This window comes from Xylophilus rhododendri (assembly GCF_009906855.1).
Lineage (GTDB): Bacteria > Pseudomonadota > Gammaproteobacteria > Burkholderiales > Burkholderiaceae_C > Xylophilus > Xylophilus rhododendri.
The window spans coordinates 3,104,910-3,120,575 of record NZ_CP047650.1; the positions used below are offsets into that span (position 1 = coordinate 3,104,910).

Consider the following 15,666-nt stretch of genomic DNA (forward strand, 5'->3'; position numbering starts at 1 on the left):
TTGATTGCGCCGGAGGCGCCGCTAACATTCTCACCATGACCGATCTTCCCCTGCTGCTGCCCCACGCCGCCGCGCCGCCTCCGGCGCCGCTGGGCCGGCTCGCCGACGAGGTCTACAGCCTGATCCAGCAGGACATCGCCTATTTCCGCCGTGTGCCGGGCGACCGCTTCACCGAGGGCGACATCGCCACCCAGCTCGGCATCTCGCGCACGCCGGTGCGCCAGGCCCTGTTCCGGCTGCGCGACGAGGGTCTGGTGGAACTGCTGTTTCGCAGCGGCTGGCGGGTGCGGCCCTTCAACTTCGCGCGTTTCGAGCAGCTCTACGAACTGCGCCGGGTGCTGGAGATCACCTCGGTGCACCGCCTCTGCGAGGGTGGCCGCACCCCCGGTCATGCCCTGCTCGACGCCCTGGCCCACCGCTGGCTGGCGCCGCCGCAGGAGCGCAGCACCGATGCCAACGAAGTCGCGCTGTGGGATGAGGACTTCCACTGCGACATCGTCGAGGCCGCCGGCAACGAGGAGATCGCCCGGGTGCACCGCGAGGTGACCGAGCGCATCCGCATCATCCGCCGCCTCGACTTCACCCGCCTGCCGCGCATCGACGCCGCCTACCAGGAGCATGCGCAGATCCTGTCGGCCATCCTCACCAAGCGCGGCAACCAGGCCGCGATGCTGCTGCGCGCGCACATCGAGTCGAGCCAGGCGGAGGTGCACAAGATCACGCTGCACCAGGTGCACATGGCGCAGCGGGCGGGGCGGGGCGGCGGGGCTTGAGCCGGCGCGCTGATCAACCCCAGGAGCGGGTGAGCAGTTCGTCCATGGCGTCGGTGATGGCCTGGCCGTTTTCCGCCAGCGATCCAACGACCTCGCCCATCTGGTCCATCGCCACGGAAATCGTATCCAGCGGGTGCAGGACGACCGCGACACCTTCGACACTGAAGACGGGGTTCATCCGCGACCGTTCGCTGGCGGCCTTTGCCGCCAGCAAGGCCTGCCGCACCAGCGGAACGACGACCCGGCGGCGATAGCCGTCGAACTGCCGGGACTGGACGACCACGACGAACGGAATCGAATCGCGCAAGGGCCCCTTGTTGCGATGAACGTCGAACTGCGCCATTACAAGGTCGAGTGCTCGTCCGCAAACGAGCCGATGCGGTCATGCACCGCGTTCCACTCCTGCGCGCAGGCTTCGGCAGCGTCCCGGTGGCTGCGCAGCGCAGCCTGCCGTTCCGTCACGAAACCGGTCAGCAGCAATTCCACCGTGGCGGAAAGGTTGTCGGTCAAGGTCCTGGCTTGAATGATCAGGTCTTCGTTCAACGTCAGATTCACGGCCCTCTTGCGGGGCGCTGCAGCGATTGCTTCCATGACTGCGGTTCCGTTGGGGTGGATCATGCGCATGGTATGCGCATGGCCGCGACATGGCAATTCGCCGGCCTTCAAGCCCGGTCGATCGTCTCGGTGGCGATCAATTGCTCGCAGCTCAGCACCACTGTCACCGCCTTCTCGATCGCGTTGTTGGCATCGGCGATGCCCATGCCCAGGTCGAGCGCCAGGCCGATGGCCAGGTCCACGTATTTCACCCAGCCGGGGATGCCGTCTTCCATCTTCTCCAGCGCCGCCTCGAAGGCGAGCTGGCGTTTCTCGGCGCGCTCGACCGATTCGTTGACCTTGATCGTGCCCTTGATCAGGATGTCCAGCGCCTTCTCCGACTTCTCCAGCGCCGTCGAGATCTTGCCCACCCTGGGCGCCGGCATGCTCTTCTTGGCCTTGTCGAACTTCTTGGCCCAGTCGGCCTGCAGATCCATCGCCTCGTAGATCTTCTTGGACATCTCGTGCGATTTCTTCTCGATCTTGCCGATGTCGATCTTGTGCAGCTCGATGCGCGACTTGCAGTTCTTCAGGCTCGGCGTGTCGATGCCCGCGACCTTGGCCAGCGCGTTGAGCCCCAGCTCCTTGGCCGCGTTGCCCTTGGGCTGCTTGTCGGTCATCACCTTCTTGAGCACCTTCAGCTCGGCCTGGATCACCTTGGCGATCTGGTCGGCCGACAGCGCCAGCTTGACGATCTCCTGGCTGATGGTCACGCCGCCGCGCACCACACCCACGATGCCCAGCGGCGACAACGCGCCGTAGGTCAGCGCCGAGCCCGCCACGCTGGCGGTGATCACCAGCGCGGTCACCAGGATCTTGCCGCCGGCCTTGATGCGGAACTCGAGCAGGTCCTTCTGGCCTTTCTTGTAGCTTTCGAAGAGCTTGACCGAAGCGTCCGCCATCTCGCCGCTGGCCGCCTTGAAGCGGGCCTCCAGCATGGACTGCACGTCCTTGGTGAAGATGGCGGCGGTCTTGGCGTCGAACTTGCCGGCCTTGGCCTCGACGGCCAGGATGTCCTTGGCGGCAGCGTCGAGGGCGGTGCGGGCCTTGTCGCCGGCGGCTTCCTGCAGCTTGGCCAGCCAGGTCGGGTCCTTGGCGAGCTTCTTGAACAGATCGTCGTCGAGTTCGATGACGACCTGCAGGCTCATGGTCTTGGGCAGCTGGATGCGTTCCAGCTTGCCGCCGACCGCCTTGGCCAGGTATTTCGCGCCGTCGTAATCGACGGCGGTCCACTTTTTCGTGCCCATGCGTGACTCCGGGGAAAGGTCACGCACTGTTACAGATAAACTCGTTGTCTGCCAGTATCAGCGTGCCGGCTGGCGGTCAGCAGGAAGCGAACGGGTTTTCAATGCGCACGCCGCCCAGCACCGCGCCATGCTGCATGTCCTCGCTGAGGACCCTCTCGCATCCTCCAACGATGGCGGCTTGCACGATCAGGGCATCGTAGAAAGAAAGGCTGCGTAGGACATAGAGGTCCAGCGCCCCGGCGATCAGATCGGGTGATGCAGACACCATTTCGAATCGCCGGTAGAACCCGATTCGCTCCCGGATCAGGTCTGGCGGCAGGCGGAGCTTGCGCAAGGCGACATTCACGTACTCCTGCAGCACCTGCGTCGAGAGAACCGCGGTGCCTGCGCTGCGGGTGGCGGTGATGAGTGCGATGGCTCGTTTCTGCTTCGCGGGTTCGTCGGCGGCGTCGGCGTAGACAAGGACGTTTGTGTCCAGGAGGCTACGCACGGCGGTTCGCCTCTTCGCGGTCGAAGCGCCAGCCCTCCAGCCGGCCCGGTGTGGCAAGGGCCGACCGCTCGAAGTTATCCAACTCGCTGGCCAACTGCTGGCTTCCCGCGAGTTGCTCCAAGTAGTCCCGCACGGCCTGGTTCAGGCTCTTGCCCATGGTGGCCGCAGCTGCGCGGGCTTGTTCGGCGATGCGTTCGTCTACGGACAAAGTGATGTTCATGGGTTGGAATCCTGTGCGCACATATTATGTGTTTTCGGGGCGTCACAGCGTGACGTCGTACCCGATCGTCAGCGGCGCATGGTCGCTGAACTTCACGTCCTTGTAGATCGCCGCCGTGCGCGCCGCCTCGGCCGTGGCGGGCGTGGCGATCTGGTAGTCCAGCCGCCAGCCCACGTTCTTCGCATAGGCCTGGCCGCGGTTGCTCCACCAGGTGTAGCAGTCGTCGGTGGTGTCGGGGAACAGGCGGCGGTAGACGTCCACCAGGCCGCCGGTGGCGTCGGTCAGGTGCAGGATCTTGCTCATCCAGTCGCGCTCCTCGGGCAGGAAGCCGCTGTTCTTGCGGTTGCCCTTGAAGTTCTTCAGGTCGGCTTCCTGGTGGGCGATGTTGATGTCGCCGCAGAGGATGAATTCGCGCTCGCCCTTCAGCTTCATCAGGATGGGATGCACCTCGGCCAGGAAGCGGTACTTGGCCAGCTGGCGCTCCTCGCCGGAGGAGCCGCTGGGGAAGTAGCAGCTGATGATGGAGAGCTTGCGTGTCGGCGTGTCGAAGCGCAGCTCGACGAAGCGGCCCTCGGCGTCGAACTCGGGCGAGCCGTAGCCGATCACCACCTCGCTCGGCTCGTGGCGGGTGTAGATCGCCACGCCGGAATAGCCCTTCTTCTCGGCGAAGTGGAAATGGCCCTTCATCCCGGCCAGCTCCTCGAAGCGGCCGGCAACGTCGGCCGCCTGGGCCTTGACCTCCTGCAGGCAAATACAATCCGGCGCGGTCTCGGCGATCCAGGGCTCCAGGCCCTTGCTGGTGGCCGAGCGGATGCCGTTGAGGTTCAGGCTGGTTAATTTGAACAAGGAAAACGTCCCATGGTGGTGGATGGCAGCAGCGCCCGGGGCGCTTTGGCGGCGGGGCCGCTGGCGCAGGAGTTCGTGCAGTTCTGCATCGAGTCCGGCGTCTTGCGGTTCGGTGAATTCAAGACCAAGGCGGGGCGCCTGTCCCCGTATTTCTTCAATGCGGGGCTGTTCGACGACGGCGCCAAGCTCGGCCGGCTCGCAGGATTCTATGCAGAGGCGCTGATCGCCAGCGGCATCGAATTCGACATGATCTTCGGCCCCGCCTACAAGGGCATCCCCCTGGCGGCGGCCGTGGCCATCGAGCTGGCGCGGCGCGGCCATAACCTGCCGTTTGCCTACAACCGCAAGGAAGCCAAGGACCACGGCGAGGGCGGCAGCCTGGTCGGCGCGCCGCTGCGGGGCCGGGTGCTGATCGTCGACGACGTGATGTCGGCCGGCACCGCGGCACGGGAATCCATCCAGCTGATCGAGGCCGCCGGCGCCGTGCCCCACGCCATGGCGATCGCCCTCGACCGCCAGGAAAAGGCCACCGAGAACGGCGCCGACGTGGACTACAGCGCGGTGCAGTACGTGCGCGACCGGCTGGGCCTGCAGGTCTGCACCATCGCCTGCCTGTCGGACCTGCTGGCCTACCTGTCGGATAGCGGCTCCGGCGGCGAGGCGGCCGCGCACCGGGCCTCGGTGCAGGCCTACCGCGAACGCTACGGCGTCGAGGTGTGAACACGGCGGCGCCGCATCGCTGGCTGAGCAGCGCCGCGGTGCGCGGCTGGAGCTGGGTGCACAAGTGGTCCAGCCTGGTCAGCACGGCCTTCATGCTGCTGTTGTGCATCACCGGCCTGCCGCTGCTGTTCCACCACGAGATCGGCCATCTGCTGGGCACCGAGGCCGAGCCGCCGGCCATGGCGGCCGACGCCCCGCGCGCCCGCATCGACGACATATTGACCAAGGCGCTGGCGCAGCACCCCGGCACGGTGGTGCAGTTCTACGGGCCGGACGAGGACGACGACCGCATGGCCTTCGTCACCCTCAACACCACGGCCGACGCCAGCACCGGTTTCACCAGCCTGATGATGGATGCCCGCACCGCCGAGCCGCTGCCGCATCCGCCCTTCGACCAGGGCTTCATGTACATCATGTTCCGGCTGCACGTGGACCTGTTCGCCGACCTGCCGGGCAAGCTCTTCCTGGGCTTCATGGGCTTTCTGCTGCTGGTGGCCATCGTCTCGGGGGTGGTGCTGTATGCGCCCTTCATGCGCAAGCTCGATTTCGGCAGCGTGCGGCGCGACCGCAAGCCGCGCACCAAGTGGCTGGACCTGCACAATCTGCTGGGCGTGACCACCCTGGTCTGGGCCTTCGTGGTGGGCGCCACCGGCATGATCAACACCTGGGCCGATCTCGTCTTCAAGTTCTGGCAGAACGACCAGATGGCCCAGATGGTGGCGCCCTACAAGGGCCTGCCGCCGCCGGCCCACCGGGTGCCGGTGCAGCTGGCGGCCGATGCGGCGCAGGCGCTGCTGCCGGGCATGCAGATGCGTTTCATCGCCTTTCCGGGCAGCAATTTTTCCAGCCCGCATCACTACGCGGTCTTCATGAAGGGCGACACGCCGCTGACCGCACGCCTGCTGCAGCCGGTGCTGGTGGATGCCGAGACCGGCCAGGTCACCGACAGCCGGCCGCTGCCCTGGTATGGCAAGGCCTTGCTGATCTCGCAGCCGCTGCACTTCGGCGACTACGGGGGCACCCCGCTGCAGCTGCTGTGGGCGCTGCTGGACATCGCCACCATCGTGGTGCTGGGCAGCGGCCTGTATCTGTGGATCAAGAAGCGATGAGCCATTCCCACTCGAACCTGGCTGCGCGCCAGCACCGCGCGCAGCTGTGGAGGCTCTGGGGCTGGCCGCTGGCCATGGGCTTGCTGTCGCTGGTCGGCCTCTTGACGGGCCTGGTGTTCGACGGCTGGGGCGATGTGCTCTCGTGGATCGCGCTCGCCATTCCCGTTCTGGTGATGCTGTGGTTCGGCTGGCTGCGCCGGCCGGGGCCGGAACACCGCCAGCGCTAGATCACTGGCAGTCGATCTGCATCGATTCGATGCGGCCGCCGAAGCCCAGGGTCTTGCGCACATTGGCATCGCGGGTGTTGGCGGCGAAGTCCACCTTGCGGTCCTTGAACAGGCGGTGTTCGTAGACATGCAGCGTGGTCTTGGGGCCGGTGACGATGCTGTCGATATCGCGCCTGAGCTGCTTGGCCGTGCCCTTGTCCAGAGCGGCGAGCTGGCTCGGGCCGACCAGGGTCACGATGTCGCCCTTGAAGTCCTTCTTCTCGTAGAACTGCACCCAGCAGCCGCCTTCGAGCGCGCGGTTGGAGACTTCCACCGGCACCAGCAGGATGACGGGGGCGGGCTGGTTGTCGCCATTGGCGGCCACACCGCCCGCGGGCACCGGCGCAGCGGTCTGGGCGAAGGCCATCGAAGCGCCGAGGGTCAGGGCAGCGCCCAGGAATTTGTGCAGAGTTTTCATTGTTCGAGAGTCCTGTGAGTCGGTCCACGCCGTGGCGGCGCGGTGCATGCAGGATGGGACCGCGGCACGGAGCGGCGCGTCAGCCGATTTCCCCATGCGCTGAAGGGGGTCATCGGCACCCTGGGCGCCTACAGCCCTGCCAGCGCATGGCCGACGGGCGCGGCGCGGCGGCCTGATTAGCGTGGGTGCATGAACAAATCCACCATTCGCCTCCTCGCCGCCGCCGGCCTGGGCGCCGCCGCCGTCGCCCTGGTCGTCGGCTGCGCCTCCGGCTCCGGCAAGACCGACGTGCCGCTGCCGCTGGCCCGCAACATCGACATTCCGCGCTACATGGGGTCCTGGTACGTCATCGCCAACATCCCGACCTGGCCGGAACGCGGTGCCCGCGATGCGGTGGAAAGCTACACGCAGGCAGCGGACGGCCATATCGACATCGACTTCCGCTACCGCAAGCAGGAGGGCGACGGTGAGTTGAAGCACATGGGCTCCAAGGGCTTCGTGTCCGAGCAGGACGGCGCCATCTGGGGCGTGCAATTTGTCTGGCCGATCAAGGCCGACTACCGCATCGCGCATGTCGAGCCGGATTACAGCCAGACCATCGTCGCGCGGGAGAAGCGCGACTATGTCTGGATCATGGCCCGCACCCCGACGATTCCCGAGGAGCGTTACCAGGCCCTGGTGGCCCGCGTCGCCGCCATGGGCTACGACGTGAGCAAGCTCCAGCGGGTGCCCCAGGCCGCCCGCTGAAGCCTCACCGGCTTCAGGCCAGCCGTGCCTTCAGCACCGCGTTGACCTCGGCCGGATTGGCCTTGCCCTTGCTGGCCTTCATCACCTGGCCGACCAGGGCGTTGAAGGCCTTGTCCTTGCCGGCGCGGAACTGGGCCACGTTGTCGGCATTGGCGGCGATGACCTCGTTGACGATCTTCTCCAGCGCGCCGGAGTCGTTCATCTGCTTCAGGCCCTTGGCCTCGATCACCGCATCGACCTCGCTGCCCTCGCCGCTCCACAGCGCCTCGAACACCTGGCGCGCCGCGTTGTTGCTGATGGTGCCGTCGGCGATGCGGGCGATCAGCGCGGCCAGCTGGGCGGCCGACACCGGCGCGGCATCGATCGCCAGGTCGCCCGCATTCAGCCGGCGCGAGACCTCGCCCATGATCCAGTTGCTGGCCAGCTTGGCCTGGCCGCTGGCCTTGGCGGCCGTCTCGAAATAGCCGGCCATGGCCTTGCTCTGGGTGAGCGTGGCGGCGTCGTATTCCGGCAGGCCGTAGTCGGCCACGAAACGCGCGGCCATGGCGCGCGGCAGTTCCGGCATGCGGGCGCGCACCTGTTCCACCCATTCGGCGGCCACCACCAGCGGCGGCAGGTCGGGATCGGGGAAGTAGCGGTAGTCGGCCGCGTCTTCCTTGGTGCGCATGGCCCGGGTTTCGCCGGTGTCCGGATCGAACAGCACAGTGGCCTGCTGGATCGCCCGGCCGTCCTCGATCTCCTCGATCTGCCAGCGGATCTCGAAGTCGATCGCCTGCTGCATGAACTTGAAGCTGTTGAGGTTCTTGATCTCGCGGCGAGTGCCGAGCGGCGCGCCGGGCTTGCGCACCGACACGTTGGCGTCGCAGCGGAAGGAGCCTTCCTGCATGTTGCCGTCGCAGATGCCGATCCAGGTGACGATCTTGTGCAGCTCGCGCGCATAGGCCACGGCCTCGGCGCTGCTGCGCATGTCGGGCTCGGTGACGATCTCCAGCAGCGGCGTGCCGGCGCGGTTCAGGTCGATGCCGCTCATGCCGATGAAGTCCTCGTGCAGCGACTTGCCGGCGTCTTCCTCCAGGTGGGCGCGCACCAGGCGCACGGATTTCTTCTCCTCGCCCAGCAGGAATTCGACGCTGCCGCCCTGCACCACCGGGATCTCGAACTGGCTGATCTGGTAGCCCTTGGGCAGGTCGGGATAGAAGTAATTCTTGCGCGCGAAGACGCTGCGCGGCGCGATGGTCGAGCCCAGCGCCAGGCCGAGTTCGATGGCGCGTTCGACCGCGCCCTTGTTCATCACCGGCAGCGTGCCCGGCAGCGCCAGGTCGACCGGCGCGGCCTGGGTGTTGGCCTCGGCGCCGAAGGCGGTGGGCGCGCGGCTGAAGATCTTGGAGGCGGTGGAGAGCTGGGTGTGGGTTTCGAAGCCGATCACGACTTCATAGCCCTGGACGAGTAACGAGGACATGGTCTTAGACGCCTTCCGGTGCACGAAGGTGGAAATCGGTGGCTTGCTGGAAGCGGTGCGCGGCGTTGAGCAGGCGCGCCTCGCCGAAGTAGTTGCCGATCAGCTGCAGGCCCACCGGCATGCCGCCCTCGCCGCTGCCCACCGGCAGGCTCATGCCGGGCAGGCCGGCGAGCGAGGCGGGCAGGGTGAAGATGTCGGCCAGGTAGCTGGCGACCGGGTCGTCGGCCTTCTCGCCGATCTTCCAGGCCACGCTGGGCGCCACCGGGCCGGCGATCAGGTCGCATTGGGTGAAGGCGTTGCGGAAGTCGTCGGCGATCATGCGGCGGATCTTCTGGGCCTGCAGGTAGTAGGCGTCGTAGTAGCCATGGCTCAGCACATAGGTGCCGATCATGATGCGGCGCTTGACCTCGTCGCCGAAGCCTTCGGCGCGGGTCTTTTTGTACATGTCGAGCAGGTCGGTGTAGTGCTCCGCGCGGTGGCCGAACTTCACGCCGTCGAAGCGGCTCAGGTTCGACGAGGCCTCGGCCGGCGCGATGATGTAGTAGACGGGGATGGCCAGTTCGGTGCGCGGCAGGGTCACCGGCACGATCTTCGCGCCCAGGCCTTCGTAGGTCTTGAGCGCGGCGTCGATCGCGGCGCGCACATCGGGCTGCAGGCCCTCGCCGAAGAACTCCTTGGGGATGCCGATGCGCAGGCCTTCCAGGCTGTCGTTTAGCGAGCGCGAGAAGTCTTCGGCCGGGCGGTCCAGCGAGGTGGAGTCGCGGTCCAGGTCGGGGCCGCACAGGGCCGACAGCAGCAGGGCGCAGTCCTCGGCGCTGCGCGCCATGGGGCCGGCCTGGTCCAGGCTCGATGCATAGGCAACCATGCCGTAGCGCGAGGCGCGGCCGTAGGTGGGCTTGATGCCGGTGATGCCGCAGAAGGCGGCGGGCTGGCGGATCGATCCGCCGGTGTCGGTGCCGGTGGCGGCCGGCGCCAGGCGCGCGGCCACGGCCACGGCGCTGCCGCCGGAGGAGCCGCCGGCCACGCGGGCGCGGTCCCAGGGGTTTTTCGGCGTCTGCGGCGTGGCGCTGCCGACGGCGGGCACGGCCACGCTCTCGTTGGCCGAGCCCATGGCGAATTCGTCGCAGCTCAGCTTGCCCAGGGTGACGATGCCCTGTTCGGCCAGCTTGGCGACGACCGTGGCATCGAAGGGCGAGCGGTAGCCGGCCAGCATCTTGGAGCCGGCGGTGCTGGGGAAGTCGCGGGTGACGAAGATGTCCTTGTGCGCCATCGGCACGCCTTCGAGGCGCCCGGCGGTGCCGGCGGCGATGCGGGCATCGGCGGCGCGCGCCTGGGCCAGGGTCACCTCGGGATCGATGGCGACATAGGCCGCCAGGTCCTGGTGGCGGTTCGCGCGGTCCAGGAAGTGTCGGGCGGTTTCCACCGCCGAGACCTCGCGCGCGGCGATGCGGGCGGCCAGTTCGGCCACGCCCAGGTCGTGGAGTGCCTTGTTGCTGTCGTTCATGCTGCCGCCGCTCATTCGATCACCTTGGGAACCAGGAACAGGCCGTTCTCGACGGCGGGCGCGCTGCGCTGGCTGTCCTCGCGGCTGGGGAAGCTGCCGACGGCGTCCTCGCGCAGGCGCAGGGCGACGTCCTCGAAGGCGGCGACGGGATGGGCCAGGGGCTCCAGCCCGCTGGTGTCGACGGCGCGCATCTGCTCGACGATGGCGAAGAAGGCGTTGAGCTGGCCGAGCATGCGGTCGCTCTCGTCGGGCTGGAGTTCCAGCCGCGCCAGGTTGGCGATCCGGCTGATGTCTTGGGAGGTGAGGGCCATGGCAAACGGGCGCCGCGCGGGCGCCGACAGCGTGAGTTGGGTACTGTTGGGGTACGGTTGACGCAGCGGGCAAGCCCCTATAAGGGTCGGCGGGCGCTGGCGCATCGGGTATTATCCCGCCTTCGCCCGGAGGCTCCGCCCGCGCCCCGCGCCGGCCCCTTTTGTCGCCGCATTCGCCCGAATCCGACCCCTCCGCGCTACCCCCGACACATTGCACAGCACAACCGGCGACGGCAAGAAGCACAGCATGCCGTGCCCCTTCTAGGATTCGTATGTTTGGAGCTTTCCGCCGGTACTTCTCTACCGATCTCGCCATCGACCTGGGTACCGCCAATACCCTGATCTTCGCCCGCGACAAGGGCATCGTGCTCGACGAGCCCTCGGTCGTCGCCATCCGCCACGAAGGCGGCCCGCACGGCAAGAAGGTGATCCAGGCCGTGGGCCGCGAGGCCAAGGCCATGCTGGGCAAGGTGCCCGGCAACATCGAGGCGATCCGCCCGATGAAGGACGGCGTGATCGCCGATTTCGTGATCACCGAGCAGATGATCAAGCAGTTCATCAAGATGGTGCATCCGCGGACCATGCTCACGCCGAGCCCGCGCATCATCATCTGCGTGCCCTGCGGCTCGACCCAGGTCGAGCGCCGCGCCATCAAGGACGCGGCCGAGGCGGCCGGCGCCACGGCGGTCTACCTGATCGAGGAACCCATGGCCGCCGGCATCGGCGCCGGGCTGCCGGTCAGCGAGGCCTCGGGCTCGATGGTGGTGGACATCGGCGGCGGCACCACCGAAGTGGGCGTGATCTCGCTCGGCGGCATGGTCTACAAGGGCTCGGTGCGGGTGGGCGGCGACAAGTTCGACGAAGCCATCATCAACTACATCCGCCGCAACTACGGCATGCTGATCGGCGAGCCGACGGCCGAGGCCATCAAGAAGAACATCGGCAGCGCGTTTCCGGGCTCCGAGGTCAAGGAGATGGAAGTCAAGGGCCGCAACCTTAGCGAAGGCGTGCCGCGCAGCTTCACCATCAGCAGCAACGAAGTGCTGGAAGCCCTGACCGATCCGCTCAACAACATCGTCTCGGCGGTGAAGAACGCGCTGGAGCAGACCCCGCCCGAACTCGGCGCCGACATCGCCGACCGCGGCATGATGCTGACCGGCGGCGGCGCCCTGCTGCGCGACCTGGACCGCCTGCTGGCCGAGGAAACCGGCCTGCCGGTGCTGGTGGCCGAGGAGCCGCTGACCTGCGTGGTGCGCGGCTGCGGCATGGCCCTGGAGCGCATGGATCGCCTGGGCAGCATCTTTACCTCGGAGTGAGCCCCCCGGCTTCTCACTGCGCCTTCGGCTCCGTGTAGTTCGCCACCCCCCGAGGGGAGGCTTCGCCTGCGCCAGGGAGACCCTGACGCGGCTCTACCGGGATATGAGGGGGATCGGGCTCTGCGGCGTTGCTGGCCGGGTCGGGCGCGCGCTGACCGGAACCTTTCTCCGTCACGGTCTGTCTCCTATCATTGCCGGTTACTGCTTCTCCGGCCCGATCTCTTCCTTTCTTCAACCGCCATGCCTCTGGGTACCCTGGATCGCGCCGCGCCGCCCTTCTTCAAGCAGGGGCCGTCGGCGCGGTCGACTCTGGCGGTGCTGACGGCGCTGTCGCTGTTCCTGATGGTGGCCGATACCCGACTGGGCATCACGCCGCCGATCCGCTCGGCGGTGTCCACCGTGCTGTATCCGGTGCAATGGCTGGCGCTGCAGCCGGTGCGCATCGGGCGCATGTCGGCCGACTACTTCGACACGGTGCGTTCGGCCCAGACGGTGGAGAACGCGGCCCGCCGCAACATGCTGCAGCAGGCCCAGCGCGCCAGCCAGGTCGAGGAGCTGCTGCTGGAGAACCGCCGGCTGCGCGAGCTGCTCGGCCTGCGCCAGCGGCTCAATGCCTCCGAGCAGGCGGCCGAGGTGCTGTACGACGCGCCCGATCCCTACACCCGCCGCGTCATCATCGACCGCGGCCAGCTGCAGGGCGTGGCGCTCGGCGCGCCGGTGCTCGACGACGCCGGCGTGCTCGGCCAGGTGACCCGGCTGCATCCGCTGCTGGCCGAGGTCTCGCTGCTGGTGGACCGCGACTTTTCCATTCCCGTGCTCAACACCCGCACCGGCGCCCGCAGCGTGGCCTACGGCGATCCGGCCGGCGCGGGCGGGCTGGAGCTGCGTTTCATGCCCAGCAACGCCGACGTGGAGGAGGGCGACCTGCTCACCACCAGCGGCGTGGACGGCGTCTATCCGGCCGGCCTGCCTGTCGCCAAGGTGAGCCATGTGGAGCGCCGCTCCGAATCCGCCTTCGCCCGCATCCGCTGCGTGCCGCTGGCCAGCACCCAGGGCTCGCGCCATGTGCTGGTGTTGAAGCCCCTGACCGACCAGATCCCGCCGCGCCCGGCCGAGGAGCCGGCGCCGGTCGAGAGCAAACGCCGCCTGCTGCCGCCGCGCACAGTGCCGGCACCCTGAGGACCAGCGCCATGGCACGCACGCCGCAGCAACTGCTGCTGCCGGTCAACCCGGTCTTCATCTGGAGCAGCCTCTTCGTGGCCCTGCTGGTGGCCCTGCTGCCGCTGGGCCGCGCCGCCTGGGTGCCCGATGTGCTGATGCTGGTGCTGGTGTTCTGGAGCGTGCACCAGCCCTCGCGTGTGGGCATGGGCGCGGCCTTCGCGCTCGGCCTGTGCGTGGATGTGCAGCATGCCGCCCTGCTGGGGCAGAACGCACTCATCTACACGGTGATGGTCTACCTCGGCGTGAGCCTGCAGCGGCGATTGCTGTGGTTCGGCATTCCCTTGCAGGCGGTGCAGCTGCTGCCGCTGTTCGCGGGGGCGCATGTGCTGCAGACGCTGATCCGGCTGATCCTGGGCGCCAGCCTGCCGGGCTGGGGCATCGTGGCGGCGCCCTTGCTCGAATCGCTGCTCTGGATTCCGATCAGCGTGGTGCTGCTGGCGCCGCAGCGCCGGGCGCCCGACCGCGACGAAAACAGGCCGCTATGACCGAAATCCGCAGCACCGAAATGGAACTGGCGCGCTTCAAGCGCCGGATCCTGGCCGTCGCGCTGCTGATGCTGTTCTGCTTCGGCCTGCTGTGCAGCCGCCTGGTCTACCTGCAGATCGTGCGCCACGAGGACCTGGCCGAGCAGGCCGAAAGCAATCGCACGGCGGTGGTGCCCATCGTGCCCAACCGCGGCCTGATCCTCGACCGCAACGGCAACGTGCTGGCCACCAACTATTCGGCCTACACCCTGGAGATCACGCCGTCGAAGGCGGGCGACGTGGAAGACACCATCGCCCGTCTGGGCGGCCTGATGGAGATCACCCCGCGCGACCGCCGCCGCTTCAAGAAGCTGACCGAGGAGTCGCGCAACTTCGAGTCGGTGCCGATCCGCACCCGCCTGTCCGATACCGAGGTCGCCAAGTTCGCCGCCCAGAGCTTCAAGTTCCCCGGCGTGGAGATCAAGGCCCGGCTGTTCCGCACCTATCCCTTCGGCGAGCTGGCCAGCCATGTCATCGGCTACATCGGCCGCATCAACCAGCGCGAGAAGGAGCGCATCGAGGACTCCGACGACTCCAGCAACTACCGCGGCACCGACCACATCGGCAAGCTGGGCGTGGAGCAGAGCTTCGAGCGCCAGCTGCACGGCACCACCGGCGTCGAGCAGATGGAGACCTCGGCCGGCGGCCGGGCGGTGCGCCGGCTGGCCACCTACGCGGCCATGCCGGGGCAGACGGTGCAGCTGTCCATCGACATCAAGCTGCAGCAGCTGGTGGAGGAGCTGTTCGGCGACCGGCGCGGCGCGCTGGTGGCGATCGAACCGTCCACCGGCGAGATCCTGGCCTTCGTCAGCAAGCCCACCTTCGACCCCAACCTCTTCGTGGACGGCATCGACCAGGAGAGCTGGAGCGCGCTCAACGATTCCATCGACAAGCCCCTGCTCAACCGGGCGCTGCGCGGCACCTATCCCACCGGCTCCACCTACAAGCCCTTCATGGGCCTGGCGGGGCTGGAGACCGGCAAACGCACGGCGGGCACGGTGATCAACGACCCGGGCTTCTACATGTTCGCCGGCCACCGCTTCGGCAGCCCCGAGGGCTATCTGGGCGGGGTGGACCTGCAGCGGGCGATCATGCTGTCGTCCAACGTGTATTTCTATTCGCTGGCCAACGAGCTGGGCGTGGACGCCATCCACGACTTCATGGCGCCGCTGGGCTTCGGCCAGATCACCGGCATCGACCTGCCGGGCGAAGTCACCGGCGTGCTGCCCAGCACCGACTGGAAACGCCGCACCTACAAGCGGCCCGAGCAGCGCAAGTGGTATGCGGGCGAGACGATCTCGCTGGGCATCGGCCAGGGCTACAACAACTTCACCATGCTGCAGGTGGCGCAGGCCACGTCCATCCTGGCCGACGGCGGCATCAAGCACCGGCCGCACCTGGTGCGCGCGGTGCGCGATCCGGTCACCGGCGTGACCACGCCGGTGGAGCAGCCGGCGCCGGTGAACCTGGGCTTCAAGCGGTCCAACATCGACGCGGTGCGCGCCGGCCTGATCGCGGTGACCACCGGCGGCACCGCGCGCGGCGTGTTCGCGGGCGCGCCCTACGTGTCGGCCGGCAAGACGGGCACCGCCCAGGCGGTGACCCAGGCGCAGAACACCAAGTACAACGCCCGCGCGCTGGAGGAACACCAGCGCGACCACGCCCTCTACATGGCCTTCGGTCCGGCGCAGGACCCCAAGATCGCCCTGGCCGTGATCGTGGAGAACGCCGGCTGGGGCACGGGCGCGGCCGCGCCCATCGCCCGGCGGGTGCTGGACTACTGGCTGGCCGGCATCTACCCCAGCGAGGAAGACATCGCCGCCACCCGCATCGGCAAGAGCGCCGCGCCGATCGGCACACCGCGCAAGGTCGAGGACATCGCCCTGCCGCAGCCCTGAGGC

19 protein-coding genes are annotated in these 15,666 nt (G+C 67.9%); 9 read left to right on the plus strand and 10 right to left on the minus strand.

All coding sequences use genetic code 11. From position 1 onward, the window contains the following. Nucleotides 1-35 precede the first annotated feature (35 nt). Complete coding sequence (locus GT347_RS14240) at nt 36-773, plus strand: GntR family transcriptional regulator (protein WP_160552789.1); 738 nt, start codon at nt 36-38, stop codon at nt 771-773. A 13-nt stretch (nt 774-786) separates the two neighbouring features. Here the strand turns inward: GT347_RS14240 and GT347_RS14245 are convergent, their stop codons facing one another. The 6 genes from GT347_RS14245 to GT347_RS14270 all read right to left on the minus strand — a co-directional run bounded on the left by GT347_RS14245 (nt 787) and on the right by GT347_RS14270 (nt 4,170). Beyond that, the gene (locus tag GT347_RS14245; protein ID WP_160552791.1) at nt 787-1,116 is read right to left on the minus strand and encodes a CcdB family protein; all 330 of its coding nucleotides are present in this window, start codon (nt 1,114-1,116) and stop codon (nt 787-789) included. Then, on the minus strand, nt 1,116-1,391 hold the full coding sequence (locus GT347_RS14250; protein ID WP_229722315.1) for a type II toxin-antitoxin system CcdA family antitoxin: 276 nt from the start codon (nt 1,389-1,391) through the stop codon (nt 1,116-1,118). The genes GT347_RS14245 and GT347_RS14250 overlap by 1 nt, the downstream gene beginning before the upstream one ends. 44 nt (nt 1,392-1,435) lie before the next feature. Continuing rightward, nucleotides 1,436-2,614: a hypothetical protein gene (locus GT347_RS14255; RefSeq protein ID WP_160552792.1), complete on the minus strand. Its 1,179-nt coding sequence runs from the start codon at nt 2,612-2,614 to the stop codon at nt 1,436-1,438. Nucleotides 2,615-2,690: 76 nt separating this feature from the next. Further along, a complete protein-coding gene (locus GT347_RS14260; protein WP_160552794.1) occupies nt 2,691-3,104 on the minus strand; it encodes a PIN domain-containing protein in 414 nt (137 codons plus the stop codon). Next, nucleotides 3,097-3,324 (minus strand): DUF6364 family protein, encoded by a 228-nt coding sequence (locus GT347_RS14265; protein ID WP_160552796.1) that lies wholly within the window; start codon nt 3,322-3,324, stop codon nt 3,097-3,099. The genes GT347_RS14260 and GT347_RS14265 overlap by 8 nt, the downstream gene beginning before the upstream one ends. A 42-nt stretch (nt 3,325-3,366) precedes the next feature. Beyond that, on the minus strand, nt 3,367-4,170 hold the full coding sequence (locus tag GT347_RS14270) for an exodeoxyribonuclease III (RefSeq protein ID WP_160552798.1): 804 nt from the start codon (nt 4,168-4,170) through the stop codon (nt 3,367-3,369). A 12-nt stretch (nt 4,171-4,182) separates the two neighbouring features. On the opposite strand from GT347_RS14270, the gene pyrE reads away from it, so the two are divergent. Genes pyrE through GT347_RS14285 form a run of 3 tightly spaced genes read left to right on the plus strand, consistent with a single transcriptional unit; the run spans nt 4,183 to nt 6,226 of the window. After that, nucleotides 4,183-4,890 carry an orotate phosphoribosyltransferase gene (gene pyrE / locus GT347_RS14275; protein WP_160552800.1) on the plus strand — a complete coding sequence of 236 codons (708 nt, stop codon included), beginning with the start codon at nt 4,183-4,185 and terminating at the stop codon, nt 4,888-4,890. Between the two features lie 23 nt (nt 4,891-4,913). Continuing rightward, nucleotides 4,914-5,999, plus strand: a complete 1,086-nt coding sequence (locus GT347_RS14280) for a PepSY-associated TM helix domain-containing protein (protein ID WP_160555364.1) — start codon at nt 4,914-4,916, stop codon at nt 5,997-5,999. Further along, on the plus strand, nt 5,996-6,226 hold the full coding sequence (locus tag GT347_RS14285; RefSeq protein ID WP_160552803.1) for a hypothetical protein: 231 nt from the start codon (nt 5,996-5,998) through the stop codon (nt 6,224-6,226). The genes GT347_RS14280 and GT347_RS14285 overlap by 4 nt, the downstream gene beginning before the upstream one ends. A 1-nt stretch (nt 6,227) precedes the next feature. On the opposite strand, the gene GT347_RS14290 is transcribed toward GT347_RS14285, so the two are convergent. Then, entirely contained in the window at nt 6,228-6,683 is a 456-nt protein-coding gene (locus tag GT347_RS14290; RefSeq protein WP_160552805.1) for a hypothetical protein, read from the minus strand. A gap of 189 nt (nt 6,684-6,872) precedes the next feature. Here GT347_RS14290 and GT347_RS14295 point away from each other — a divergent pair, with 189 nt between their 5' ends. Continuing rightward, on the plus strand, nt 6,873-7,430 hold the full coding sequence (locus tag GT347_RS14295) for a lipocalin family protein (protein WP_160552806.1): 558 nt from the start codon (nt 6,873-6,875) through the stop codon (nt 7,428-7,430). Between the two features lie 13 nt (nt 7,431-7,443). Here GT347_RS14295 and gatB read toward each other — a convergent pair whose 3' ends face one another. The 3 genes from gatB to gatC are packed head-to-tail and all read right to left on the minus strand — an operon-like array spanning nt 7,444 to nt 10,704. Beyond that, on the minus strand, nt 7,444-8,889 hold the full coding sequence (gatB, locus tag GT347_RS14300) for an Asp-tRNA(Asn)/Glu-tRNA(Gln) amidotransferase subunit GatB (protein ID WP_160552808.1): 1,446 nt from the start codon (nt 8,887-8,889) through the stop codon (nt 7,444-7,446). Nucleotides 8,890-8,893: 4 nt separating this feature from the next. Continuing rightward, entirely contained in the window at nt 8,894-10,408 is a 1,515-nt protein-coding gene (gatA, locus tag GT347_RS14305) for an Asp-tRNA(Asn)/Glu-tRNA(Gln) amidotransferase subunit GatA (RefSeq protein WP_407704095.1), read from the minus strand. After that, nucleotides 10,405-10,704: an Asp-tRNA(Asn)/Glu-tRNA(Gln) amidotransferase subunit GatC gene (gatC, locus tag GT347_RS14310; RefSeq protein ID WP_160552812.1), complete on the minus strand. Its 300-nt coding sequence runs from the start codon at nt 10,702-10,704 to the stop codon at nt 10,405-10,407. Before gatC ends, gatA begins: the two co-directional genes overlap by 4 nt. A gap of 272 nt (nt 10,705-10,976) precedes the next feature. On the opposite strand from gatC, the gene GT347_RS14315 reads away from it, so the two are divergent. The 4 genes from GT347_RS14315 (at nt 10,977) to mrdA (ending at nt 15,663) form a co-directional block, all read left to right on the plus strand. Continuing rightward, the gene (locus GT347_RS14315; protein ID WP_160552814.1) at nt 10,977-12,020 is read left to right on the plus strand and encodes a rod shape-determining protein; all 1,044 of its coding nucleotides are present in this window, start codon (nt 10,977-10,979) and stop codon (nt 12,018-12,020) included. A 240-nt stretch (nt 12,021-12,260) separates the two neighbouring features. After that, nucleotides 12,261-13,199, plus strand: a complete 939-nt coding sequence (mreC, locus tag GT347_RS14320; RefSeq protein ID WP_160552816.1) for a rod shape-determining protein MreC — start codon at nt 12,261-12,263, stop codon at nt 13,197-13,199. A gap of 11 nt (nt 13,200-13,210) precedes the next feature. After that, on the plus strand, nt 13,211-13,726 hold the full coding sequence (gene mreD / locus GT347_RS14325) for a rod shape-determining protein MreD (RefSeq protein ID WP_160552818.1): 516 nt from the start codon (nt 13,211-13,213) through the stop codon (nt 13,724-13,726). Next, nucleotides 13,723-15,663 carry a penicillin-binding protein 2 gene (gene mrdA / locus GT347_RS14330; RefSeq protein ID WP_160552820.1) on the plus strand — a complete coding sequence of 647 codons (1,941 nt, stop codon included), beginning with the start codon at nt 13,723-13,725 and terminating at the stop codon, nt 15,661-15,663. Before mreD ends, mrdA begins: the two co-directional genes overlap by 4 nt. Nucleotides 15,664-15,666 lie beyond the last annotated feature (3 nt).